Annotated in this window: 25 protein-coding genes; 15 read left to right on the top strand and 10 right to left on the bottom strand. The window is 70.8% G+C overall.

Going from position 1 to position 24,259, the window contains the following annotated elements:
* The first annotated feature begins 95 nt into the window (after positions 1–95).
* From fabG to IG99_RS00110, 3 genes are all read left to right on the top strand, one after another.
* On the top strand, positions 96–800 hold the full coding sequence (gene fabG, locus IG99_RS00120; protein WP_037668261.1) for a 3-oxoacyl-[acyl-carrier-protein] reductase: 705 nt from the start codon (positions 96–98) through the stop codon (positions 798–800).
* A gap of 5 nt (positions 801–805) precedes the next feature.
* Positions 806–1,573, top strand: coding sequence for an enoyl-ACP reductase FabI (gene fabI / locus IG99_RS00115; protein ID WP_037668260.1), 768 nt, complete (start codon positions 806–808; stop codon positions 1,571–1,573).
* Between the two features lie 194 nt (positions 1,574–1,767).
* Positions 1,768–2,121 (top strand): hypothetical protein, encoded by a 354-nt coding sequence (locus tag IG99_RS00110; protein WP_037668257.1) that lies wholly within the window; start codon positions 1,768–1,770, stop codon positions 2,119–2,121.
* Here IG99_RS00110 and IG99_RS00105 read toward each other — a convergent pair.
* Complete coding sequence (locus tag IG99_RS00105) at positions 2,102–2,791, bottom strand: FadR/GntR family transcriptional regulator (protein WP_037668255.1); 690 nt, start codon at positions 2,789–2,791, stop codon at positions 2,102–2,104. The genes IG99_RS00110 and IG99_RS00105 overlap by 20 nt on opposite strands.
* A 70-nt stretch (positions 2,792–2,861) precedes the next feature.
* Here IG99_RS00105 and IG99_RS00100 point away from each other — a divergent pair, with 70 nt between their 5' ends.
* The 4 genes from IG99_RS00100 to IG99_RS00090 all read left to right on the top strand — a co-directional run bounded on the left by IG99_RS00100 (position 2,862) and on the right by IG99_RS00090 (position 5,340).
* On the top strand, positions 2,862–4,178 hold the full coding sequence (locus tag IG99_RS00100; protein ID WP_037668252.1) for a CynX/NimT family MFS transporter: 1,317 nt from the start codon (positions 2,862–2,864) through the stop codon (positions 4,176–4,178).
* Positions 4,179–4,232: 54 nt separating this feature from the next.
* A complete protein-coding gene (locus tag IG99_RS51325) occupies positions 4,233–4,349 on the top strand; it encodes an SGM_5486 family transporter-associated protein (protein WP_107055787.1) in 117 nt (38 codons plus the stop codon).
* A gap of 200 nt (positions 4,350–4,549) precedes the next feature.
* Complete coding sequence (locus tag IG99_RS00095; RefSeq protein ID WP_037668249.1) at positions 4,550–4,756, top strand: hypothetical protein; 207 nt, start codon at positions 4,550–4,552, stop codon at positions 4,754–4,756.
* 65 nt (positions 4,757–4,821) lie between these two features.
* Positions 4,822–5,340, top strand: a complete 519-nt coding sequence (locus tag IG99_RS00090) for a SixA phosphatase family protein (RefSeq protein ID WP_037668246.1) — start codon at positions 4,822–4,824, stop codon at positions 5,338–5,340.
* A gap of 336 nt (positions 5,341–5,676) precedes the next feature.
* Here IG99_RS00090 and serB read toward each other — a convergent pair whose 3' ends face one another.
* Positions 5,677–6,903: a phosphoserine phosphatase SerB gene (gene serB, locus IG99_RS00085; RefSeq protein WP_037668244.1), complete on the bottom strand. Its 1,227-nt coding sequence runs from the start codon at positions 6,901–6,903 to the stop codon at positions 5,677–5,679.
* Between the two features lie 133 nt (positions 6,904–7,036).
* A complete protein-coding gene (locus IG99_RS00080; protein WP_037668241.1) occupies positions 7,037–9,256 on the bottom strand; it encodes a streptophobe family protein in 2,220 nt (739 codons plus the stop codon).
* Between the two features lie 246 nt (positions 9,257–9,502).
* Between IG99_RS00080 and IG99_RS00075 the strand changes: the two genes are divergently transcribed.
* Positions 9,503–12,013 (top strand): ABC transporter ATP-binding protein/permease, encoded by a 2,511-nt coding sequence (locus IG99_RS00075; RefSeq protein ID WP_199815422.1) that lies wholly within the window; start codon positions 9,503–9,505, stop codon positions 12,011–12,013.
* Positions 12,014–12,096: 83 nt separating this feature from the next.
* On the opposite strand, the gene IG99_RS00070 is transcribed toward IG99_RS00075, so the two are convergent.
* From IG99_RS00070 to IG99_RS00060, 3 genes are all read right to left on the bottom strand, one after another.
* Positions 12,097–12,882 (bottom strand): transglycosylase SLT domain-containing protein, encoded by a 786-nt coding sequence (locus tag IG99_RS00070; RefSeq protein ID WP_037668235.1) that lies wholly within the window; start codon positions 12,880–12,882, stop codon positions 12,097–12,099.
* 300 nt (positions 12,883–13,182) lie between these two features.
* Entirely contained in the window at positions 13,183–14,289 is a 1,107-nt protein-coding gene (locus tag IG99_RS00065) for an S-adenosylmethionine:tRNA ribosyltransferase-isomerase (RefSeq protein WP_037668232.1), read from the bottom strand.
* Entirely contained in the window at positions 14,286–14,984 is a 699-nt protein-coding gene (locus IG99_RS00060; protein ID WP_037668229.1) for an SDR family NAD(P)-dependent oxidoreductase, read from the bottom strand. The genes IG99_RS00065 and IG99_RS00060 overlap by 4 nt, the downstream gene beginning before the upstream one ends.
* A 237-nt stretch (positions 14,985–15,221) precedes the next feature.
* On the opposite strand from IG99_RS00060, the gene IG99_RS00055 reads away from it, so the two are divergent.
* The 3 genes from IG99_RS00055 (at position 15,222) to IG99_RS00045 (ending at position 17,389) form a co-directional block, all read left to right on the top strand.
* The gene (locus IG99_RS00055) at positions 15,222–16,367 is read left to right on the top strand and encodes a GAF domain-containing sensor histidine kinase (protein ID WP_037668226.1); all 1,146 of its coding nucleotides are present in this window, start codon (positions 15,222–15,224) and stop codon (positions 16,365–16,367) included.
* Positions 16,360–17,001, top strand: coding sequence for a response regulator (locus tag IG99_RS00050; protein WP_037668224.1), 642 nt, complete (start codon positions 16,360–16,362; stop codon positions 16,999–17,001). The genes IG99_RS00055 and IG99_RS00050 overlap by 8 nt, the downstream gene beginning before the upstream one ends.
* A gap of 139 nt (positions 17,002–17,140) precedes the next feature.
* The gene (locus IG99_RS00045) at positions 17,141–17,389 is read left to right on the top strand and encodes a chaplin (protein ID WP_037668223.1); all 249 of its coding nucleotides are present in this window, start codon (positions 17,141–17,143) and stop codon (positions 17,387–17,389) included.
* A 198-nt stretch (positions 17,390–17,587) separates the two neighbouring features.
* Here IG99_RS00045 and IG99_RS50005 read toward each other — a convergent pair whose 3' ends face one another.
* Entirely contained in the window at positions 17,588–18,376 is a 789-nt protein-coding gene (locus IG99_RS50005) for a hypothetical protein (RefSeq protein WP_037668222.1), read from the bottom strand.
* A 151-nt stretch (positions 18,377–18,527) separates the two neighbouring features.
* Here IG99_RS50005 and IG99_RS00035 point away from each other — a divergent pair, with 151 nt between their 5' ends.
* The 3 genes from IG99_RS00035 to IG99_RS00025 all read left to right on the top strand — a co-directional run bounded on the left by IG99_RS00035 (position 18,528) and on the right by IG99_RS00025 (position 20,938).
* Entirely contained in the window at positions 18,528–19,325 is a 798-nt protein-coding gene (locus IG99_RS00035) for an ABC transporter ATP-binding protein (protein WP_037668219.1), read from the top strand.
* A gap of 95 nt (positions 19,326–19,420) precedes the next feature.
* Positions 19,421–19,855, top strand: a complete 435-nt coding sequence (locus tag IG99_RS00030) for an NfeD family protein (RefSeq protein WP_037668216.1) — start codon at positions 19,421–19,423, stop codon at positions 19,853–19,855.
* Between the two features lie 132 nt (positions 19,856–19,987).
* Positions 19,988–20,938: an SPFH domain-containing protein gene (locus IG99_RS00025; protein WP_037668213.1), complete on the top strand. Its 951-nt coding sequence runs from the start codon at positions 19,988–19,990 to the stop codon at positions 20,936–20,938.
* Positions 20,939–21,051: 113 nt separating this feature from the next.
* On the opposite strand, the gene IG99_RS00020 is transcribed toward IG99_RS00025, so the two are convergent.
* The 3 genes from IG99_RS00020 to IG99_RS00010 all read right to left on the bottom strand — a co-directional run bounded on the left by IG99_RS00020 (position 21,052) and on the right by IG99_RS00010 (position 23,118).
* On the bottom strand, positions 21,052–21,558 hold the full coding sequence (locus tag IG99_RS00020; RefSeq protein WP_037668212.1) for an HNH endonuclease: 507 nt from the start codon (positions 21,556–21,558) through the stop codon (positions 21,052–21,054).
* A 194-nt stretch (positions 21,559–21,752) separates the two neighbouring features.
* The gene (locus IG99_RS00015) at positions 21,753–22,292 is read right to left on the bottom strand and encodes a YbhB/YbcL family Raf kinase inhibitor-like protein (RefSeq protein WP_037668210.1); all 540 of its coding nucleotides are present in this window, start codon (positions 22,290–22,292) and stop codon (positions 21,753–21,755) included.
* 43 nt (positions 22,293–22,335) lie between these two features.
* Positions 22,336–23,118 carry a sporulation protein gene (locus IG99_RS00010; RefSeq protein ID WP_037668208.1) on the bottom strand — a complete coding sequence of 261 codons (783 nt, stop codon included), beginning with the start codon at positions 23,116–23,118 and terminating at the stop codon, positions 22,336–22,338.
* Positions 23,119–23,270: 152 nt separating this feature from the next.
* Here IG99_RS00010 and IG99_RS00005 point away from each other — a divergent pair, with 152 nt between their 5' ends.
* Entirely contained in the window at positions 23,271–23,912 is a 642-nt protein-coding gene (locus IG99_RS00005; RefSeq protein ID WP_037668205.1) for a DNA-3-methyladenine glycosylase, read from the top strand.
* Positions 23,913–24,259 lie beyond the last annotated feature (347 nt).

The raw sequence follows: 24,259 nt of genomic DNA, 5'->3' as shown, positions 1-24,259 counted from the left end.
CGCGGGGGGACCGGCCCGATAGGTTTTGCGGGTAGCCGCCTGCCATTCAGGTGTTTCGGGCGGGCGTGTCAGACCCCAATCGAAAGGGTGATCCGTTGAGCCGCTCGGTTCTCGTCACCGGAGGCAACCGGGGCATCGGCCTCGCCATCGCCCGCGCTTTCGCCGACGCCGGCGACAAGGTCGCGATCACGTACCGCTCGGGTGAGCCGCCGGCCGGCTACCTGGCCGTCAAGTGCGACATCACCGACCCCGAGCAGGTGGAGCAGGCCTACAAGGAGATCGAGGCCCAGCACGGCCCGGTCGAGGTGCTCGTCGCCAACGCCGGCGTCACCAAGGACCAGCTCCTGATGCGCATGTCCGAGGAGGACTTCACCTCGGTCGTCGACACCAACCTCACCGGCACCTTCCGCGTGGTCAAGCGCGCCAACCGCGCCATGCTGCGCGCCAAGAAGGGCCGTGTCGTCCTCATCTCGTCGGTGGTCGGCCTGTACGGCTCGCCCGGCCAGGCGAACTACGCCGCGTCCAAGGCCGGCCTGGTCGGCTTCGCGCGCTCCCTCGCCCGTGAGCTCGGCTCCCGCAACATCACCTTCAACGTCGTCGCGCCCGGCTTCGTCGACACCGACATGACCAAGGTGCTCACCGACGAGCAGCGCGCGGGCATCGTGTCCCAGGTGCCGCTGGGCCGGTACGCGCAGCCGGAGGAGATCGCCGCGACGGTGCGGTTCCTCGCCTCGGACGACGCCTCGTACATCACTGGAGCCGTCATTCCCGTTGACGGCGGACTGGGAATGGGTCACTGATCACCATGAGCGGAATTCTCGAGGGCAAGCGCGTCCTGATCACCGGTGTGCTGATGGAGTCCTCCATCGCCTTCCACGCCGCCAAGCTGGCCCAGGAGCAGGGCGCCGAGATCATCCTGACCGCGTTCCCGCGGCCCACGCTGACCGAGCGCATCGCCAGGAAGCTCCCGAAGCCCACCAAGGTCATCGAGCTCGACGTCACCAACGACGACCACCTCGGCCGCCTCGCGGACATCGTCGGCGAGGAGCTGGGCGGTCTCGACGGCGTCGTGCACTCCATCGGCTTCGCGCCGCAGGACGCGCTCGGCGGCAACTTCCTCAACACGCCGTTCGAGTCCGTCGCCACCGCCATGCACGTCTCGGCGTACTCCCTGAAGTCGCTGACCATGGCCTGCCTGCCGCTGATGCAGAACGGCGGCTCGGTCGTCGGCCTCACCTTCGACGCGCAGTTCGCCTGGCCGCAGTACGACTGGATGGGCCCGGCCAAGGCCGCCCTGGAGGCCACCAGCCGCTACATGGCGCGTGACCTGGGCAAGCAGAACATCCGCTGCAACCTCGTCTCCGCCGGCCCGATCGGCTCCATGGCCGCCAAGTCCATCCCGGGCTTCGGCGAGCTGGCCTCCGTGTGGGACTCCCGCTCCCCGCTGGAGTGGGACCTCAAGGACCCCGAGCCGGCCGGGCGCGGCATCGTCGCCCTGCTGAGCGACTGGTTCCCGAAGACCACCGGCGAGATCATCCACGTCGACGGCGGTCTGCACGCCATCGGCGCGTGATCGCAGCCTGACCGGCAGCGTCGCCGCCTGACCCGCGGTACTGGGGCCCTCACCCGTTCGGGTGGGGGCCTTTCGCGCAAGGACGTTCACTCGAACGGCTCACCGACCGGGCGCGCACCGCGCACGAGCGGGCACTCTGGATTACGCGTTCACCTCGCCTTTTCCCTCCCCAGCCCGGCCGAGGAGGTTCCCTTGTGCGCCTGTCCAGCAGCCTGGCCCCAGTGACCGCGGCCCTCGCCGTCGCCCTCGTCATGTGCCTGCCGTACGAGGCGATGCCCCACGCGCGCGTGGCGACACGGCAGCCCGCCGAGCCGGAGCCGTTCGGTGCCGAGTGCCGGACCAGCGTCCGCGGTTCCCACGTGGTCGCCTTCTGCCACAACCCGTACGTCGAAGTCGACCGCGTGCGCCTGCACATCGAGTGCGACCGGTGGTGGGACATCGACACCGACAGCGCCCCGGCCGAGGTGGAGCCCGCGATGACCGTACGGCTCACGGGGCGCTGCTGGAAGGAAGTGGGCTCGGCGTGGGTCAGTCACCAGAAGGGGTGAACGGGCCGGGCCGGCACTGGAACGGGTAGCCCGCCGCCTCCGCCGCCGCTGCCTCCGCGTCACTCGCGCGGATCGCGTCCACCAGCGGCGTGTGATCAAGGTACGACTCCGGCGTCAGCTCCTCGCCGACGTCCTCGCGCAGCCAGTCCCGCAGCACCTCGCCCAGGTCGGCGTACATCGCCGTCATGACGTCGTTGTGGGACGCGGCCACCACCGCCAGGTGGAAGGTCGCGTCCGCCGTCACGAACGCCTCCGTGTCGCCCGACTCCCACGCCTCCTCGCGGCGCAGCAGCAGCGCGTCGAGCTGCTTGAGGTCCTTCTCGGTGCGCCGCTCGGCTGCCAGCTTGGCGGCGCCCGACTCCAGTGTGGAGCGCAGTTCGGCGATGTGCCGGGGGTCCGCGTCCGTGAAGCGGCGGTGCATCACGCCGGCCAGCTCACTGGTGGCCACGACGTACGTGCCCGAGCCCTGCCGGATGTCCAGCAGGCCGTTGTGCGCGAGGGCCCGGACCGCCTCCCGCACGGTGTTGCGGGCCACGCCCAGCTGCTCGACCAGCTCGGGCTCCGTCGGGATACGCGAGCCCACCGGCCACTCGCCCGAGGTGATCTGGGCCCGCAGCGCGGCGATGACCTGCTCGGACAGCGCCGAGCGGCGCGGATGGCTCAGGGGCATGGCACACCTTCGCAGAACACGGACCGGGGAGCGGAGCCCGGGCATGGACGACCAATCATCCTATGATTCTATGATGGACGGCATGGCACGTGAGGAATACCGGACAACGACGACCTCCCCGACCGCCCAGACCCTACGGAAACACCGGACACACACGACCGAAGCGTCCCCGGCGAGTCCCGCGTCGCCCACGCGCGCGTGGGCGACGCGTCTGCTCGTCCTCGGCATCGTGCTGTCCGCCCTGAACCTGCGCCCCGCCATCACCAGCCTCGGTGCCCTCCTCGAAGAGGTCCGCGACGGCCTCGGCATGAGCGGCAGCGTGGCCGGCCTGCTCACCTCGGTGCCCCCACTCTGCTTCGCGGTCTTCGGCGTCACGGCCCCCCGGCTCGCCCGCCGCTTCGGCCCCGGGGCGGTGGTGTGCGCGGGCATGCTGGCCATCACCGCCGGCCTGCTCATACGCCCCTACGCCGGCGGCACGGGCGGCTTCCTCGCCGCCAGCGCCCTCGCCCTCATGGGCATCGCGGTCAGCAACGTCCTGATGCCGGTCATCGTCAAAAGCTGGTTCCCCGACCGGGTCGGCTCCATGACCGGCCTGTACTCGATGTCCCTGGCTCTCGGCACCTCGGCAGCCGCCGCGGTCACCGTGCCCCTCACGGACGCCCTGGGCGGCGGCTGGCAGCCCGGACTCGCGGTCTGGGCGACCCTGGCCGGGATCGCCGTGGTGCCCTGGATCCCCTTCGTACGGCAGCGGGGGGCGCGGCCCGCCACTCCGGCGCCCGCGCGGGAGGAACCGCCGGCGGCCCTGCGCGTCACCCGCAGCCGCACCGCCTGGGCCCTGGCCGTCTTCTTCGGACTCCAGGCCACCGCCGCCTACATCACCATGGGCTGGATGGCGCAGATCTTCCGCGACGCCGGGGTGGCCGCCGGGACGGCCGGACTGCTCCTCGCCGTCACCATGGTCATGGGTGTGCCCCTCGCCTTCGTCATCCCGCGCCTGGCCACCCGGCTGCCCCACCAGGGCCCCATCGTGCTCGTGCTGGGCGCCTGCGGCCTCGCCGGATACGCCGGCCTGTACCTCGCCCCGGCCGAGGGCGCCTGGGCCTGGGCCGTGCTCCTCGGCGTCGCCAACTGCGCCTTCCCGCTCGCCCTCACCATGATCGGGATGCGCGCCAGGACCGGCGCCGGAGTGGCCCAGCTGTCCGGCTTCGCCCAGAGCATGGGCTACCTGATCTCCATCCCCGGACCGCTCCTCGTGGGCGTTCTCTACCAGAGCAGCGGCGGCTGGGGCCTGCCCATCGCCCTCATGAGCGCCCTGATGGTGCCGCAGATGGTCGTGGGCTTCCTGGCGGGGCGCGACCGCACGGTCGAGGGCGAGGCGGGCCGCTGAGTCCGCCCTCACCCCGGCCGGCGGGGCCCGCCGCAGGGGTGCGAAACTGGCCGTATGCCAGTGCTCGATCCGAATCCCCAGAACGGCCAGAAGAAGATGCTGATCGTCTTCGGCTCGTTCCTCGCCATCTTCGTGATCATCGCCGTGATCGCCACGATCGCCTCGCCGTGATCGCCACGATCGTGTCGCCGTGACGGACCAGGCGCCCTCGTCCCCCGGCGGGGTGGTGCTAGCACCACCATCCCCTAGGGGGTGAGTGTCAGGGTCAACTGGGTGGATCACCGGATGGGTTGAGGGCCGCGCGTTCCGTAACTTCGAGATGTGGCCGCGAAAGGCCGGCCACGGCCCCTCGGAGACCAGCGGAGGCACAGATGTCGGCCCCTACGCACACCCGCCCCCACCCGGCGACCGGCGGCCGCGTCGACATCCGGCTGCCCTGGTGGGCGCTCGCCCTGCCGCTGCTCGCCTTCGTCACCCTTCTTCTGCTGATAATGAACCCCTCGGACGCGCACGCGGCCACCGGCGACCCCGCGATCAGCCACCTCATGGAGCGCGTGCAGCGTCTGATGGCGGGCTGAACCCCGGCAAAGCCGCTCGTCAACTCCCTGCGCCCCATGGCCTGTTTCATGCGAAGCTGGGTGACATGAGCGTCGCAGAACCCCGCAGGATTGTCCTCTTCCGGCATGCGAAAGCCGACTGGCCACCGGTGACCGACCACGAGCGACCGCTCGCTGAGCGGGGCCGAAAGGACTCCGCAGTCGCCGGACTCAAGCTGGCCGACACCGGTATCCCCTTCGACCTGGCCCTGTGCTCCACCGCGACCCGCACCCGCGAGACCTGGAAGATCGCCGTCCAGGAGTTCCCGCACCGGCCGAAAACCGTCTACGAGGAGCGGATCTACGAGGCCTCGCCCGGCGAGCTGATCGCGCTGCTCAACGAAGTCCCCGACGACGCGCAGAACGTCCTCCTGATCGGTCACAACCCTGGAGTCCAGGGCCTGACCGAGGTCCTCTCCGGCTCCGCCGACGAAGACGCCCGTGAGCGGATGAGCAGCCGGGGCTTCCCGGCCGCCGCCTTCGCCGTGCTGTCCTTCGACGGCACATGGAAGAGCCTGGAGCCGGGCGTGGCCACGCTGCTGGACTACTGGGCGCCGACCGAGTGACGTGACGGGGGCTGTCCGGCATCGCGGGGGATGCCGGACAGCCCCCTGACCCTTCGGCGGGCCGTTGCTTTCGACCAGCCGGTTGCCTTTCGACCGGCCGGTGGTCTTCCGGCGGCCGGTGGCCCCGCGGCGGGGCGACCGGGCCGAGGCGCTTGCGGCGAGCGGGCCTGCGGCGGGGCGACCGTGCCGAGGCGCTTGCGGCGAGCGGGCCTGCGGCGGGGCGACCGGGCCGAGGCGCTTGCGGCGAGCGGGCCTGCGGCGGGGCGACCGGGCCGAGGCGCTTGCGGCGGGGGCCCGCGGCGAGGCGTCTGCTTCGAGGGCCCGCGGCCGGCCGGCTCAGCCCTCGTCGACCGTGTCCGCCGCCTCGACCTCTTCGCGGGTGACACCCAGCAGATACAGGACCGTGTCCAGGAACGGCACGTTCACCGCGGTGTGCGCCGCCTTCCGCACCACCGGCTTCGCGTTGAAGGCGACCCCGAGACCGGCCGCGTTCAGCATGTCCAGGTCGTTCGCCCCGTCACCGATCGCCACGGTCTGCGACAACGGAACCCCCGCCTCGGCGGCGAACCGGCGCAGCAGCCGCGCCTTGCCCGCCCGGTCGACGATCTCGCCGGTGACCCGGCCCGTCAGCCTGCCGTCGACGATCTCCAGCGTGTTGGCCTGGGCGAAGTCCAGCCCCAGCCGCTCCTTCAGATCATCGGTGACCTGCGTGAACCCACCCGAGACCACCCCCACCTGATAGCCGAGCCGCTTCAGCGTCCGGATCAGCGTGCGCGCACCCGGCGTCAGCCTCACCTCGCTGCGCACCTTGTCCACCACCGACGCGTCCAGCCCCTCCAGCAGGGCGACCCGCGCGTGCAGCGACTGTTCGAAGTCCAGCTCCCCGCGCATCGCGGCGGCCGTGACCTCGGCGACCTGGTCCTCGCAGCCGGCGTGCGCGGCGAAGAGCTCGATCACCTCGTCCTGGATGAGCGTGGAGTCCACATCCATGACCACGAGCCGCTGGGCCCGCCGGTGCAGGCCCGCCGCGACGACCGCGATGTCGACGCCCAGCGCCGCGGCATCGGTCACGAGGGCCGTGCGAAGGGGCTCGGTCTCCACACCCGAAACGGCGAACTCGACCGCGGTGACCGGGTACTTGGCCAGCCGGAAGATACGGTCGATGTTGCCGCCCGCCTTGGTGATCTTCGCGGCGATCGAGGCGGTCGCCTCCGCGGTGAGCGGATCCCCCAGCACGGTGACGAGGGAGCGGCCCAGACCGCGCGGCCGGTTGTCACCCAGACCGGAGATGATCTCCGCCTGGAGCTTCATCGACTCCGCCCAGCTGTGGACGGTGGCCCGCAGATCCCCCTCCATGCCGCGCGGCGGCTCGGTCACGAGCGCGCACAGCACGATGCGGCCACGCGTGACGACCTGCTCGATGTCGACGACGCCGACGGAGTAGGCGGCAAGAGTGTCGAAGAGGCCGGCCGTGATGCCCGGCCTGTCCTTGCCGAAGATCTTGACCAGGAGAGTGGGGACGTCAGAGGTCACGTCAGAGGGCGGAATCTGCGAAGCGCTCATGGTGTGTCCACCGTATCCGGCGCCTTGCGCACCCCGCCCCCGAGGTCCGCCTGGCGGACAGGGAACACTGCCCGACCAGCAGATGAAGCGAACGTTACACACCCCCGCCGACCTGCCCCGGGGCACTCCCGGCTCACTGCGGTCGCCTCGGCGTCCCGGGCGGCGGAGGAGGCGGTGGTGGCGGCTCCTCGTCCGGAGAGGAACCGGCCCGACCACCGCGCGGACCGCCCGCCCGCCGCGGCGGCACCGGCCCGATCGGCCGGACCACGGTGGGCGCGCCGTACACATCGCGCGGCGGCACCGCTCCCGGAGGCGGCGGGGGAGAGTCCCCGTGGGGCGGCGGTCCCGGGGACGGCTGCTCAGCGGGCCCAGACCGGCCGGGCTCGCGCGCACCGCTCTGCGACCGGTCGGGCTCGCGCGCACCGCTCTGCGGCCGGTCGGGCTCGCGCGCACCGCTCTGCGATCGGCCGGACCGCTCACCCATTTGTCGGCCGCTCGGCGGCCCCGTGCCGGGCGGATGCCCACCGGGCGGTGGGGGGTGCCCCGGCGGCTGACCGGACGGCAGGGTCCGTTGACCGGACGGCAGGGTCCGTTCCGTTGGCGGACCAGGTGGCGGGGCATCCTCGTACCGTGGGCCGCCAGGCGACGGTGGTGCCGCTCCAGGGCGCGCGTCCTCCGGCTCACGCGGCCCCGGCGGCATCCGCAGGTACGGGTTGGTGTCCGGGTTGGGCGGTCGGTACAGGGCCCCCTGCGCGTACGGCCCGGACCGGTCACCCACGTACGACCGGTCACCCACGTACGGCTCCACCCCTCCCAACACCGACCCCGCCCTGTCCGCGTCCGGCACCTCCGGTACGGCCAACCGCGCCGCCCCTCGCCCCGCCGCCCCGCTGACCCACGCCAGCAGCGCCCCCACGGCCCCCGCCCCCGCACCCCACACAGCCCCGAGCAGCAGTGCCGTGCCGAGCCGCCCGCGTAGTTCCACGCCCGCTCCGAACGCGTCGATCCCGAGCACGGACAGCGAGGCGTTCACGGACACCTCCGTGAGCCAGGCCAGCAGCGGCAGCGTCAGCGCGGTCGCGACCCCGAGCCGCAGCGCACACCGTCCGGCAAAGCCCAGGGCGCCGACGTGGCCCATCCCGGACGCACCCCCATCCCCGCCCGCCCCCTCGGCAACCGCCCCCACCGGCGTCCGTAGCCCCACAAGAACCCCCGCCAACACCATCATCAGCGCCGCGGCCACGCCCAACAGCCACACCCGCCCGTCCAGCTCCGCCAGGCGCGCCAACGTCACGGGTCGGCCGGACTCCACGGTGAGCAGGTCGTCCAGGGGATCCGGCAGCAGCTTGGTGAGCCCGCCCGTCGCCCGGCCGTCGTAGGGGACGAACAGTCCGATCGGGACGCCGAGCCAGGTCCCTTCGGGGGCGCCCAGCAGCGCCGCGCCCGCGATGCGCCGGGGATGGTCGTCACCGGTCGCGGCGAAGCCCGCTGCGGCAAACCCGGCGGCCACCGACAACAGCAGCACGGTGACGAGGGCCGACGCGGTCGGCCGTACGACCCGGTGCACGGCCTCCCAGCCCCGGGGCAACGGAGTGCGACGCGAGGCCAGCAGCGCGATGAGCAGAATCCCGGCCGACCACCCCAGCCCCCCGAGCAGCGTCGGCACGGTGTCGACGGTGAACCCCACCGCCGCCTTCGCGTGCACGAGATCGCCGAGCCGGTCCGGCAGCAACCCCCCGATGTCCCCGAGGTCCCCGATGCTCCCCACGTCGCCGAGCCCGGGAATCTCGAGCCCTCCGGACCCGCCCCCGGACCCGCTCCCCGATCCGCTTCCGCCCCCGTCGCCGCCGAGCAGGTCGCCCAGCCCCAGCGAGCCCCCGTCGATCGTGATGACGTCGTGTCCCGCCCAGGCCAGTCCGCCCAGCGTCGCCACGAACAGCGCGACCACCGTGCCCGCGCGCGCGAGGAGTTCGGCGGGGGCGATCACAACTCCCGCCGCTCGCAGGGACCGCAGGAAGAACCATGACAAAAGCAGCGCCCCGACCAGGCTCACGCCCAGTGGCGTGATCTCGATGGCCGTGGTGGCCTCCGCGCCTTTCAACCCGAAAGCGGACACATCGCCGGACGGGGTGACCGAACCACCCGCCCCGAGAGCCACCACCGCCGCCGTCATCGGGCCGAGCGAACCTGCCGAGTCGGCCTCCAGCAGATGCAGACCGAGCGCCGCCGTGCCCGCCATCCCGATCAACGCCCAGCTCACGGCGGCGATCGCGGACAGCAGTACGTCCCCCCAAGGTACCTTCACGCGCTGCCCCTCGTGCCCGGCGCTCTCCATACCCCTGGACGAGCTCATGGCAGACCCCCCGATCCGCGGCCCTGCGCGACGCGGTTGCCGCGCATGTCCCCCTCGCGTGCCTTTACCACTCTCCGGCCGGGTTTCAACCCCGTCAACGGGATCGGTAGATGCGGCCGTACGCGGTCTTCACAAGGCCCGACTTTCGGTCAGGGGGCCGCGCCTGAAATAGTTCCCGACGATGTTCGACATCCCTAGACTCCCTGCGATGGGGGTAACTCGGGGGACTACTCAGTGGGGCATGGAGTGCCGGAACTCGTACTGGAATTGAATGGACGGACCTGGACGCTCGACCCGTCCAGGCCATACACCCTCGGACGTGATCCGCAGGGCGACATCGTGCTCGACGACGCCAGGGTCTCCTGGCGCCACGCCACGGTCAGCTTCAACGGCCGTAGTTGGGTCATCGAGGACCACGGCAGCACCAACGGCACCTTCGCGCAGGGGCAGCGTATCCAGCAGTTGGAGGTCGGCCCCGGCTCGGCGGTGCACCTGGGCAACGCGACCGACGGACCGCGACTGAACCTCTCCGGCGCCGCGGCCGCCGTCGCCACGCCCCAGGCCCAGCCCCAACAGCCGTTCGCCGCACAGGGCGCGAACGCCGGCTGGGCGCAGCAGGCGCCGCCGCAGCAGCCGGCGCCGCAGGCCGGCTGGCAGCAGCCGCAGCAGGCCGCCGCGCACATCCCGCAGCAGCAGGGCCCCGGTGGTGGCGCGGGGGCGCCGCCGGTCTACGGCGACCGCAGCCCGACGACGTTCCACCAGTTCTCCTTCGGCCGCGTGATGCGCATCGGCCGTGCCCTGGAGAATGACCTGGTCGTCTCCGACCTGCAGGTCTCCCGCAACCACGCCGAGTTCCACTCGACGCCCGACGGTCGCATGGAGATCCGCGACCTCGGCTCGCACAACGGCACGTACGTCAACGGTCAGCCGATCGCCAAGGGCGGCTCGCAGCTGCTCGGCCCGACCGACATCGTCGGCGTCGGTCACTCGACCTTCCGGATCGTCGGTGACCGGCTCGAGGAGTTCGTCGACACCGGTGAGGTGTCCTTCTCGGCCCGCCACCTGACCGTCACCGTCGACGGCGGCAAGCAGATCCTCAAGGACGTCTCCTTCGGCGTCCCGGAGAAGTCGCTGATCGCGGTCATCGGTCCGTCCGGCTCCGGCAAGTCGACCCTGCTGAAGGCGCTCACCGGCTACCGGCCCGCCGACCAGGGCGAGGTCCTGTACGACAACCGGAACCTCTACAAGCAGTTCGCCGAGCTGCGTCAGCGCATCGGTCTGGTCCCGCAGGACGACATCCTGCACAAGGAGCTGACCGTCAAGAAGGCCCTCAAGTACGCGGCCAAGCTGCGCTTCCCCGCCGACACCACGGGCGCCGAGCGCCAGGCCCGCATCGACGAGGTGCTGCGCGAGCTCAAGCTCGACCCCCACAAGGACAAGAAGGTCACCTCCCTCTCCGGCGGCCAGCGCAAGCGCGTCTCGGTCGCCCTGGAGCTGCTGACCAAGCCGTCGCTGATCTTCCTGGACGAGCCGACCTCCGGCCTCGACCCGGGCATGGACCGCGACGTCATGCAGCTGCTGCGCGCCTTGGCCGACGACGGCCGTACGGTCCTCGTCGTCACCCACTCGGTGGCCGAACTCGCGATCTGCGACAAGCTGCTCGTGATGGCGCCCGGCGGCAGCGTCGCCTACTTCGGCCCGCCCGATGAGGCGCTGAACTTCTTCGGCTACGACACCTGGGCCGACGTCTTCTCCGCCTTCGAGAACTACCGCGACTACGACTGGGCGGGGCGCTGGAGGGGCTCGCAGCACTACCAGATGTACGCAGCGGACATCGACGCGGTCGCACCGCAGTCCGTACAGGTACCGCCGATGCAGGCGATGAAGCCGCCGAAGCCACAGGGCTGGATGTCGCAGTTCGTCACCCTGGTGCGCCGCTACGTCTCGGTGATCGCCTCCGACAAGGGTTTCCTGGCCCTGATGGTGATCCTCCCGGCCGTCCTCGGCGCGGTGAGCCTGCTCATCGACGCGGACAAGGGTCTGCTGCCCAATGGCGCCAACGCGCAGACCGGCCGGATCATCCCCAACGGCACCGCCACCACGGTCCTGCTGATCCTCGCGGTCGGCGCCTGCTTCGCCGGTGCCGCGAACTCCGTCCGTGAGCTGATCAAGGAACGGGTCATCTACGAGCGGGAGCGCGCGACCGGCCTGTCACGGTCGGCGTACCTGATGTCCAAGGTGTTCGTGCTCGGCATGATCACCGTGTTCCAGGGCCTGCTGGTCGGTGTGATCGGCTTCGCCAGCCGGGAGATCCCGCAGGAGGGTCTGGTCCTCGGCAGCGCCACCATGATCGAGCTCTCGATCCCGATCATGGCGCTGGGCTTCACCTCGATGATGTTCGGCCTGATCATCTCCTCGCTGGTGAAGACCGCCGAGAAGACCATGCCGCTGCTGGTCATGTTCGCGATCATCCAGGTCGTCTTCACGGGCTGCCTGTTCACGCTGCACGGCTCGATCGGCGTCAACGAGTTCTCGTACCTGATGCCCTCGCGCTGGGCGGTCGCCGCGGCCGGTGCCACGCTGGACTTCAACAAGATCAGCCCGCCCGAGACGGCCGGTGACAACGACCCGCTGTGGGACCACACCCTCGGCGCCTGGAGCATGGACATGGCCGCCCTGATCGCCCTCGGCGTGATCTGCGGCTTCTTCGTGGCCCGCTTCCTGCGCCGCCACGAGCCCGAGGTCATGCGCAAGTAGTCGCCTGCGTACGTCCCGAAGGGCGGCCCCCCTGTCAGGTGGGGGCCGCCCTTCGGTGTTCACGGCTGAGGTCCGCGGCTGCCTCAGTACGCGCTGTTGACGTTGTCCATGGAGCCGTACTTGTCGGCCGCGTAGTTGCAGGCCGCGGTGATGTTGGCGACCGGGTCGTAGATGTTCCAGGAAGTGCCGGCGACGTGGTACGCGGCGAACGTCGGCGGGATCACCTGGAGCAGGCCCTTGGACGGGATGCCGTTGATGGCGTTGATGTCCCAGTTGTTGATGGCGTTCGGGTTGCCGGAGGACTCGCGCAGGACGTTGCGCTTGATGCCGTTGTAGGAGCCCGGGATGCCGTGCTTCTTCATGATGGCGAGCGACTCGCGGATCCAGCCGTCGAGGTTGTTGGAGTAGCTCTTGGCGGCGATGGGCTTGACCGCGGCGCGCTTGGCGGAGCGGCCGGCGGCCGCCTTGGCCTTGTGCGCGGCCTCGGCCTTCTTCTTCGCGGCGGCCTGCGCGGCGGCCTTCTTCTTCGCGGCGGCCTCCGCCTTCTTCTTGGCGGCGGCCTGCGCGGCGGCCTTCTTCGCGGCGGCCGCGGTCGAGGCCTTCTCGTGAGCCTTCTTCTGCGCCTCGATGGCGTCGATCTTCGCGGTCTCGCTCGCGAGCTGGCCGGTGACGCCGGCCTTGACGTCCTTCGGCGCGCTGTGGGCCACCTGAGCCGAGGAGACCACCTCGCTCGTGGTCGTCCGGGCGTCGGCCGGGACCACCGAGAAGGCGAGGGCGGCGGCACCGAGGGTGGTGACTCCGGCGAACGCGATCTTGTGGTGCAGGGTCAGCGCGGGACTGTTGACACGAGTAAGGAAGTTCTTGGGCATGGCAGATGGACCTCTTCGAATAGCGCGGAGGTCGCTCTTCGTCCGTCGGGGACATGAGTGTGCTTGCTGCACGAACGCCGCGGCGGAAGACCGCGGCGCTGAGCGACGAGAGCCATTCTTAGCGGCCGCAAAATCCGGAGGCAATGATGTGACGTACGAAGCCGAGTAGTGGACCGATGGCAGACAAAACGGGACAGACCAGGCTGTCTGTCCCGCTCAATTGGGGGTTATGTATCTCCTAGGCACTTTCGTACGTGACCTGCGCCCTATGTGCGGCCTCACATCGCCCGTGCGTCGGTCTCACCAGTAGTTGCTGGAGCAATGCTCTGCGTGAGGGTTATGAGGGACCCTTGTCGGGCTCTCCTGCGGCAGGAGGAGATGCACGTCCCCGAACTCGTGCCACAGGTAGAGCCCGCGCACGGCCTCCTCGTACGCCCGGCCCACCGCCGCCCGTCCCGCCACCGCCTTCAGCATCAGCAGATGCGAGGCCTCCGGTTCGTGCAGCCCCGTCAGCAGTCCGTCCACCACCCGCACGCCCCGCTCGGGCGTCACCACCAGATCCGTCCAGCCCTCGGCGGCCCGGACCACCCCGTCGTCCCCCGTGGCCGACTCCACGGCCCGCACGGCGGTCGTCCCGACGGCGACGACCCGCCCTTCTCCGGCCCGCACGGCATTGATCAGCCGCGCCGACGCCTCCGGCACCGCGAACCGCTCCGGATACGGCGACTCGTGCGCCTCCGCCGAGGCCACCCCGGTGTGCAGCGCGATCGGCGCGAACCGCACACCCCGGCTCACCAGCTCCGCCACCAGCCGCGCCGTGAACGGCCGCCCCGCACTCGGCATCTCCGCACTGCCCGCCCCGTCGGCGCCCGGCAGCGCGAACACCGTCTGGTACACCGACAGCGGCTGATCCCGCTCCGTATAGGAGTAACGAATGGGCCGCCCGTGCTCCCGCAGCAACCCACCCACCGCCCCCGCGGCCACGCACGCCCACCACAGCCGCCCGCTGCCCGGGCTCAGCGGCTCCTCCAGCACCAGCCGTACGCCCCCGCGCAGCCGCACCTCGGTCCCCGCGGGCCCGCCCGCACGCGCGCGCGTGGTTCCCTTCTCGTCCGGATCGCGCAGCTCGACCGCCCACCGCCCGTCGTCCCCGCGCGTGGAGAAATGCACCACCACGCGCGCGTGCCCGACATCGCCGTCCACCGCGGCCGCCAGCGTGGGGGAGGTGTTCACGACCAACAGGTCCCCCGCCCGCAGCAGCCGCGGCAGCTCCGCGAACGTGTGGTGCGACACCTCCGTCCCCCGCGACACCAGCAGCCGTACGGCGTCCCGCTCCAGCCCGGGCCCGCGCTGTTCCGCCGGCACCCGCGCGGACAGCCCCTCCGGCACCCTCACCGCCAGAGTCATCGCAGGTCCTTCAGTAGCGACGGCGCCCCGTAGCGCCCGCTCGCCGGGCGCTCGTCCAGCAGCCGCAGGAAGGCGGGCACCACACTGCCCGGGTCCGGCCGCGGATCGTCGTCGTCCGGTACGGCCGCCGCGTACAGGTCCGTGGCCATGTCCCCGGGATCGACCGCCCACACCCGCAGCCCCGGCTCCTCCTCGCCCAGCACCGCCGTCAGATGGTCCAGGGCCGCCTTCGACGCCCCGTACCCGCCCCACGTCTCGTACGCCTCGGCGGCCGCGTCCGAGCTGACCGCGATCACCGCGCCCGCCCGTGACGCCCGCAGCAGCGGCAGCGCCTCCTGGACGAGGCCCAGCGCGGCCACCACGTTCACCTCCAACGCCCTCCGCAGCCCCTCCAGCGACAGCACCTCCAGCCGTACCAACGGCTCCGCCCCCAGCGCGCTCGCGTTGTTCACCACCAGGTCGACCCCGCCCAACCGCCGGGCCGCCGCCACCAGCTCCGCCCGGTGCGCGGCGTCCGTGACATCGCCGGGCAGGGCCGTCACCCGCGCCCCGCGCGCCGCCAGCACCGCCTCCGTCTCCTTCAGTACGTGCGCCGTCCTGGCGTCCAGCACCAGATCCCAGCCCCGCGCGGCCAGCGCCTCTCCGAGCGCCCGGCCCAGGCCCTTCGAGGCCCCCGTGATGATCGCTACCGGCATGACAACCGTCCCCTCGTCCAGCCCGCCTCCGACCCGGCGGTCCCCTCAACCTAGGAACCGCCCCACCCCCTCCACCTCGGCCCCGGGTCCCGAACCCCCGGGTCCCTTCGCCCTACGCCGCAACTCCTGGGACCTGCGGCCCAGACCTTCCGAAGGCAGGTCCTAGGTCCCCCGACCCAGTCGGAGGCCGCCACAGGTCCGATCCCCCCCGTCGGACCCCGCCGGTACCGTGAGTGCATGAGTCATCGCCCGACGTCCGGCCTGGCCGCGGTCAGCTCCGCGCTGCTGGCCATGAGCAGGCACCTGGAGGTGCGCGACGTCCTGAAGACGATCGTCGCCTCGGCCCGTGAGCTGCTCGACGCGCAGTACGCGGCGCTCGGCGTCCCCGACGACCACGGCGGCTTCGCCCAGTTCGTCGTCGACGGCGTCAGCGAGGAGCAGTGGCGGGCCATCGGGCCCCTCCCGCGCCAGCACGGCATCCTCGCGGCCATGCTCCAGGAGGCCCGGCCCGAGCGGCTCGCCGACGTACGCAAGGACCCCCGCTTCGAGGGCTGGCCCTCCGCCCACCCCGAGATGTCCGACTTCCTGGGCCTGCCCATCCGCGACGGCGACGAGGTCATCGGCGCCCTGTTCCTCGCCAACAAGACCTGTCCGAAACCCGAGGGCGGCTGCGGCTTCACCGAGGACGACGAGGCACTGCTCGCCATCCTCGCCCAGCACGCGGCCATCGCCCTCACCAACGCCCGCCTCTACGAACGCAGCCGCGAACTCACCATCGCCGAGGAACGCTCCCGCCTCGCCCACGAACTGCACGACGCCGTCAGCCAGAAGCTGTTCTCCCTGCGCCTGACCGCCCAGGCCGCCGCCGCCCTCGTCGACCGCGACCCCGCCCGGGCCAAGGGCGAGCTGCACCAGGTGGCCGCCCTCGCCGCCGAGGCCGCGGACGAACTGCGCGCGGCCGTCGTCGAGTTGCGGCCGGCCGCGCTGGACGAGGACGGCCTCGTGGCCACCCTCCGCACCCAGATCCAGGTCCTCGACCGCGCCCACAGTGCCCACGTGACCTTCGCCGGCTCCGGCGTCCGCGCCCTGCCGGCCGCCCAGGAGGAGGCCGTCCTGAGGGTCGCCCAGGAGGCGCTGCACAACGCCCTGCGCCACTCCGGGGCGTCCCTCGTGGACGTCACCCTGGACAAGCGCGCCGGCGGCGCAGTCCTGCGCGTCACGGACGACGGCTCCGGCTTCGACCCGCGGTCGATACGCAGAGCCGGACGCCACCTGGGCCTGGTCTCCATGCGGGACCGGGCGAGCGGCGTGGGCGGCACCCTGACGGTGCAATCGGCGCCCGGCAAGGGCACCACGATCGAGATGGAGGTCCCCGGTGGCTGACGCAATCAGGGTGCTGCTCGTCGACGACCACCAGGTGGTCCGCCGAGGCCTGCGCACCTTCCTGGAAGTACAGGACGACATCGAGGTCGTGGGCGAGGCCGCCGACGGCGCCGAAGGAGTCGACCGCGCCGAGGAGTTGAAGCCCGACATCGTCCTGATGGACGTCAAGATGCCCGGCATGGACGGCGTCGAGGCCCTGCGCAGGCTCCGCGAACTGGCCAACCCCGCGCGCGTGCTGATCGTCACCAGCTTCACCGAACAGCGCACGGTCGTCCCCGCCCTGCGCGCGGGCGCCGCCGGTTACGTGTACAAGGACGTGGACCCCGACGCCCTCGCCGGCGCCATCCGCTCCGTCCATGCGGGCCACATCCTGCTCCAACCCGAGGTCGCGGGTGCCCTGCTGGCACAGGAGGAGACCGGCTCAGGACAGGGCAGGGGAGGGTCGCTCACAGAACGCGAACGCGAGGTGCTGGGCCTGATAGCGGACGGCCGCTCCAACCGCGAGATCGCCCGCGCCCTCGTCCTCTCCGAGAAGACCGTCAAGACGCACGTCTCGAACATCCTGATGAAACTCGACCTGGCGGACCGCACCCAGGCCGCCCTGTGGGCCGTACGCCATGGCGTGACCGGCTGATACGGGGAAGGTTCCGCTCCAGGCCGAGATTCATACGACCGTGGGAATGTCATCCGAACGGCGCATCCTCCCCCGGGCTCGGCCGTTCTCCAGTGCGTGCCGCGGCGCCCGCCGCGGCGATCACCAGGAGGACTCAGAAGTGAACAACCTGAAGAAGGCAGCGGCCGTCGCGATGGTGGCGGGCGGGCTCGTCGCCGCCGGTGCCGGCATGGCGTCCGCCACCGACAGTGGCGCGTGGGCCGACGGCAAGGCCGTCGGCTCCCCGGGCGTCGGCTCGGGCAACGTCGTCCAGGCCCCGGTCCACATCCCGGTGAACGTCTCCGGCAACAGCGTCAACGTCATCGGCGTTCTGAACCCGGCCTTCGGCAACACCGCCCTCAACCACTGAGGCCCAAGAACCCCAGAAGGCCCCGCGAGCGAACGACAACTCGCGGGGCCTTGAGGCATGTATCGGCGATTCCAGCCCGTCTGGGGGTGCCCCCTCTGGGGGAGCTTGAGGACGAGGCCGTTCAGGCCGAACGGGGGTCTGGGGACGGAGCCCCCAGCGAGGGCCACCCCAGCACCGGCCCACCAGCGCGAGCACCCCTCACCGCACCCCCCGCTCCCGCTCCTCCACAACGGAGTTGTACGCCGCGACCTGCGCCCGCCGCCCCGTCCGCTCCACCGGCCGCAACGCCTGCCCCCGCGCCGCCATCTCCGACGCACTCACCGCACCCCCGTGCCCGTTCTCATAGGCCAGGGAAATCAACAACCCCACCCGCTGCGCCAGCTCCAGCACCCGCACCGCCCGCGGCGGATACCCCGGCGCCAGCACCTCCCGGCCCCGCTCGGCCCGCGCCCGATACGCGCCGAGCGCCGCCTCGGCCACCGGCCCCGACCCGGCCACATCCAGCCGTGTCAGCACCTGCGTCGCTTCCCTGAGCGCCTCCGCCAGCTCCCGCTCCGCCTCACCCAACGACGGCACATCCGCCGGCGGAGCCTCCCGCACCGCCAGGCACCGCCAGGTCACCTCGACATGCACATCACCCTCGGGCCCCGCCTCGAACACCTCCGGCACCAACCCCAGCGCCGCCCCGTGACAGACCACCGCCTCCTCGGCCTCCATGGCCCGCGCGTTGAACTCCGGCGGCCCGCTCAGCCCCAGCGGATGCCCCGGCGCCGGCAGCGCCACCCGCAACCCGGCCACCCCCAGCGCCCGCAGCCGCCCCAGTGCGAGCGTGAGCCCGACGGGCCCCGACTCACCGGGCAGCCCCTCCACCCGGTGCACAGCGTCCTCGCCGACGATGGCGAGCACGGCGTCGTCCGGAGAGACAAGTCCGGCCAATAGGGCATTTCCCCAAGCGGCAAGGCGTCCAGAGCGTGGTTCCGTGAGCATGCCCCCACCCTAAGGACCGGACCGATGGAATGTCCGGGCCCACCCGTGGCGTAGATTTCCTAGAGGGCTGCGCCCACCGGCGCGGCGGACCGAGCCACAGGCGAACGCGACAGCCGAGACCGGCCACACTGCAAGGGGAGACAACGCGCTCATGAGCGATGTTCTGGAGCTTCAGGACGTATCCGTGGTCCGCGAGGGCCGGGCTCTGGTGGACCAGGTCTCCTGGTCGGTCAAGGAGGGCGAGCGCTGGGTCATCCTCGGCCCGAACGGCGCCGGCAAGACCACCCTCCTGAACGTCGCCTCCAGCTACCTCTACCCGAGCCGGGGTACCGCCACCATCCTCGGCGAGACCCTCGGCAAGCCCGGCACCGACGTCTTCGAGCTGCGCCCGCGGATCGGCATGGCCGGCCTCGCCATGGCCGAGAAGCTGCCCAAGCGCCAGACCGTCCTGGAGACGGTCCTCACGGCCGCTTACGGCATGACGGCCACCTGGCAGGAGGACTACGAGGAGATCGACGAGCAGCGCGCCCGCGCCTTCCTCGACCGCCTCGGCATGAGCGAGTACCTCGAGCGGAAGTTCGGCACCCTCTCCGAGGGCGAGCGCAAGCGCACCCTCATCGCCCGTGCCCTGATGACCGACCCCGAGCTGCTCCTCCTCGACGAGCCCGCCGCCGGCCTCGACCTCGGCGGCCGCGAGGACCTCGTACGCCGCCTCGGCCGTCTCGCCCGCGACCCGATCGCCCCCTCGATGATCATGGTCACCCACCACGTCGAGGAGATCGCCCCCGGCTTCACCCACGTCCTCATGATCCGCCAGGGCAAGGTCCTCGCCGCAGGTCCCCTGGAGCTCGAACTCACCTCCCGCAACCTCTCACTCTGCTTCGGCCTGCCGCTCGTCGTCGAGCAGGTCGGCGACCGCTGGACCGCCCAGGGCCTCCCGCTGTCCTGACGGCGTGAAGGGCTCGCGAAAACCCCGGTAAGAAGCCTCCTCCAACCGGATCGGCGCCCTGTCGGCGGCAGTGCCCGCGGACCTACCATTGCCCCGTGAACGACATCGACGCATGGGTGTGGTGGCTCGTCGGCGCGGCCGCGCTCGGAATCCCGCTCGTGGTGACCGCGATGCCGGAGTTCGGGATGCTCGCCGTGGGCGCCGTCGCCGCCTCGGGCGTCGCCGGGTTCGGCGGCGGCATCGTCCTCCAGGTCCTCGTCTTCGCCGTCGTATCGGTCGCGCTCATCGCCGTCGTACGCCCCATCGCGGCGCGCCACAGCGCTCAGCGGCCCCAACTCGCCACGGGTGTAGACGCGTTGAAGGGCCGACAGGCCGTCGTACTGGAACGGGTCGACGGCTCGGGCGGTGGCCGGATCAAGCTCGCCGGCGAGGTCTGGACGGCCCGCGCTCTCGACAGCGGCCAGGCCTACGAAGTAGGCCAGGAAGTCGACGTCGTGGACATCGAGGGGGCCACGGCAATCATCATGTGACCTCGTACGACGCAACTGAAGCGAACGAGTCACGAGTCACGCGACGGTCTGTCAGACTCGAGCAGCAAGATCTTCGACAGCCATAAGATCTTCCGAAAGCGCCGAGGCGGAGAAGGGTACGGGGAGCCGACGATGGAACCGGTCATCATCGTCTTGATCATTCTGGTGGTGTTGGTCTTCATCGCCCTGATCAAGACGATCCAAGTCATCCCGCAGGCGAGCGCCGCGATCGTCGAGCGCTTCGGCCGCTACACGCGGACACTCAACGCGGGCCTCAACATCGTCGTGCCGTTCATCGACACCATCCGCAACCGCATCGACCTGCGCGAACAGGTCGTGCCGTTCCCGCCGCAGCCGGTGATCACCCAGGACAACCTGGTCGTGAACATCGACACCGTCATCTACTACCAGGTGACCGACGCCCGGGCCGCCACCTACGAGGTCGCCAGCTACATCCAGGCGATCGAGCAGCTCACCGTCACCACGCTCCGCAACATCATCGGCGGCATGGACCTGGAGCGCACCCTCACCTCCCGCGAGGAGATCAACGCGGCCCTGCGCGGCGTCCTCGACGAGGCCACCGGCAAGTGGGGCATCCGCGTCAACCGCGTCGAGCTCAAGGCGATCGAACCGCCCACCTCCATCCAGGACTCGATGGAGAAGCAGATGCGCGCCGACCGTGACAAGCGCGCCGCCATCCTCACCGCCGAAGGTACGCGCCAGGCCGCCATCCTCACCGCCGAGGGCGAGAAGCAGTCCCAGATCCTGCGCGCGGAAGGCGAGGCCAAGGCCGCCGCCCTGCGCGCCGAGGGCGAGGCCCAGGCCGTCCGGACGGTCTTCGAGGCGATCCACGCCGGCGACCCGGACCAGAAGCTCCTCAGCTACCAGTACCTCCAGATGCTCCCGAAGATCGCCGAAGGCGACGCCAACAAGCTCTGGATCGTCCCCAGCGAGATCGGCGACGCCCTCAAGGGCCTCTCCGGCGCCATGGGCAACTTCGGCGCCATGGGCGGCGGTTCAGGAGGCAACGGCGGAACGGAGAAGAAGATCCCGGAACGCCGCGAGAAGCCGTCGATCGACTGACGGAACTGGACAAAAAAAGTTCCCCGCGCCCCCACCAAGGGGCGCGGGGTTCTGTCCATGTGCGGCTCCGCCACGTGGGCGCGACCAGCCGCACACAACCCACAGCCGACGTACTACGCCGCGTCGAGTGCCAACCACCCCGGCAACGCGGCCAAGTCGTCCTGGGCCAGCGCCAGCAACATCGCGTCCGCGGGAGTCGGCTCGAACGGCTCGCGAAGCAACGGCATCCCCGCCTCCTCCGGAGTCCGGTTCGCCTTGCGGTGGTTGTCCTCCGCACACGAGGCCACCGTGTTCAGCCAGGTGTCCTGCCCACCCTGCGACCGCGGCACCACGTGGTCCACGGTCGTCGCACGCCTCCCGCAGTACGCGCACCTGTGCCGGTCGCGCACCAGGACACCCCGCCTCGACCACGGAGCTTGTCTTCGGAACGGCACCCGTACGTACCTGCACAGCCTGATCACCCGAGGCGCGGGTATGTCGACGGCGGCTCCCCGCATCCGCAGCTCGGGGTGGGCCTGCTCGACGACGGCCTTGTCCTGGAGCACCAGCACGACAGCCCGGTTCAACGTCACCGTCGACAGCGGCTCAAAGCTCGCGTTCAGTACCAGCGTGTCCCGCATCCAGCCCACCTCCCGTGCACCGGCCCACCCCCTGGCGGGCTGGGATCAACTCTGGCCGGGCACGCCGAGATGGACAACGCAATATCTGCTGCTCCCACGGGGGGTGACCCCCGTGCCCCCGGCAACAAAAATGCCCGCCCCTGATCAATTCCAAGACCAGGGGCGGGCAAACGCTGAATGAACGATGAGCTGATTCAGCCCTGCGCGGGAATCTCGTACTCACCGATCAGCTGGGCACGCCCGATCGTGTGGAACCGCAGGTTGAAGCCGACGGCGGCAGGCGTGGCGTCGGAATCCGGACCGAGCTTCTCCTGGTCCACCGCGTACACCGTGAAGACGTACCGGTGCGGTCCGTCCCCGGGCGGCGGCGCGGCACCACCGAACTCCTTCGACCCGTAGTCGTTCCGCGCGTGTACGGCGCCCTCCGGCAGCCCCTCGAACTTGCCGCCGCCGGCACCCGCGGGCAGCTCCGTCACGGAGGCCGGGATGTCGAACAGGACCCAGTGCCAGAACCCGCTGCCCGTCGGGGCGTCCGGGTCGTAGCAGGTCACGGCGAAACTCTTGGTCTCGGGCGGGAAGCCCTCCCACCGCAGCTGCGGCGAGGTGTTGCCGGCCGCGTGGACCTGAGCGTCCTCGAGCGTCGCCCCCTCCCGCACGTCCTCACTCGTGACCGTGAAGGACGCCACGGGCGGATGGAAGTCGTGGGGGAGCGGCCGCCTCTTGAGCTCGGTCACCTCAATACCTCCTGCATCGGTTCTGGAACTTGTGGTTCCGAGCCTAGAACCAGTTGCGCTTGCTGCCGACCTCGGACAGCCACTGGTTGAGGTAGGCCGCCCAGTCGGTCGTCTGGTAGTCGTGCAGACCGACCTGGAACGAGCGGAACGTGTCACTGCCCTCACTGAACAGCCCGGGCTTCTTGTCCATCTCCAGGACGACGTCCATGGCCTGGGAGTCGGCGACGAAGCTCAGCTCGACCTGGTTGAGACCCCGGTACTGCGACGGCGGGAGGAACTCGATCTCCTGGTAGAACGGCAGCTTCTGCCGCGTCCCCCGGATGTGCCCGCGCTCCATGTCCGCGCTCTTGAAGCGGAAGCCCAGCTGGATGAACGCGTCCAGGATCGCCTTCTGCGCCGGCAGCGGGTGCACGTTGATGGGGTCCAGGTCGCCGGAGTCCACGGCCCGGGCGATCTCCAGCTCCGTGGTCACACCGATGTGCATGCCGCGCAGCGTCTGGCCGTCGATCGTGGTGATCGGCGTCTCCCAGGGGATCTCCAGCCCGAACGGCACCGCGTGCACGGCGCCCGCCTGAAGCTCGAACGCGCCCCCGAGCCGCTGCTTGGTGAACTCGATGTTCTGCTTGTGCTCCCCGTCCTGGGTCTCGACCTCGACCTGGGCCTGCAGCCCGACCGACAGCCCCTCGATCTGCTGGTTGACGGATCCGCCCTGGATCCGCACCTCGCCCTGGACGACGCCGCCCGGCACGACGTTGAACTCGGTCAGCTCCGTCTCGACCGAAGCCCCGCCGGCCCCCAGACTCGCGAGCAGCTTCTTGAACGCCATGACTCTCCCTCGTTACGAGTGGATCCCTGGTGCTTGATCCCTGATCCCTACAAACGCGATCCGGCCGTGACCGGTTCCGCACACACCCTGGCAAGCCGGATGCCCGGTGGCCACCCCGACGCACCCAACCGTCTGCACTACGCTCGGAGGGCATGATCGCGACCCCCGACCGTACGCCCCTCCCCAGGAACTTCTTCGACCGCCCTGTCCTGGACGTAGCCCCCGACCTCCTCGGCCGCACCCTCGTACGCAGCACCCCTGACGGTCCGATCGCCCTGCGTCTCACGGAGGTCGAGGCCTACGACGGCCCGAACGACCCCGGCTCACACGCCTATCGCGGCCGCACGGCCCGCAACGCGGTGATGTTCGGTCCGGCCGGACACGTGTACGTCTACTTCACCTATGGCATGTGGTTCTGCATGAACCTCGTCTGCGGTCCCGAGGGCACGGCGAGCGCGGTCCTGCTCCGCGCCGGCGAGATCGTGGAGGGCGCCGAACTGGCCCGCAAGCGTCGACTCTCGGCCCGAAACGACAAGGAACTGGCCAAAGGCCCCGCCCGCCTGGCCACGGCCCTGGGCGTCGACAGGGCCCTCGACGGTACGGACGCCTGTACCTCCGGCGAGACCCCACTACGCGTGCTCACGGGCACCCCTGTCTCCTCCGATCAGGTGGACAACGGTCCACGCACGGGAGTCGCCGGCGACGGGGGCGTCCACCCCTGGCGCTTCTGGATCGCCAACGACCCGACGGTGAGCCCGTATCGGGCCCACGTCCCGAGGCGCCGCCGAAGTTGACTCGCCTTGCCAAGGTGCGTAATGTAGCCCAAGCCGCTTGAACCGGTTACGGCGATCGCCAGCAGCCGAGAGCGGCCAACCCACTACCTACGACGCCCCTCAGCGGGAGCGAATTCGGCATGCCCGCATGCCCGAATTCAGTCTCGCAGGACTCGATTATGAGTTGCCGAGGGAATCGGCTAACGTAGTGAATGTCGAAAGGCCGACGGGCGAAAGCCCGAAGCCTCAGGCAAATCCCGCCGACAGGGAATCGGATCGAGAAAAGATCTGATAGAGTCGGAAACGCAAGACCGAAGGGAAGCGCCCGGAGGAAAGCCCGAGAGGGTGAGTACAAAGGAAGCGTCCGT

It is taken from the genome of Streptomyces griseus subsp. griseus (assembly GCF_000720255.1).
Classification (GTDB): Bacteria; Actinomycetota; Actinomycetes; order Streptomycetales; family Streptomycetaceae; genus Streptomyces; species Streptomyces griseus_I.
Note: the sequence above shows the minus strand (reverse complement) of the source record. Positions and strands in the feature narration are given on the sequence as shown.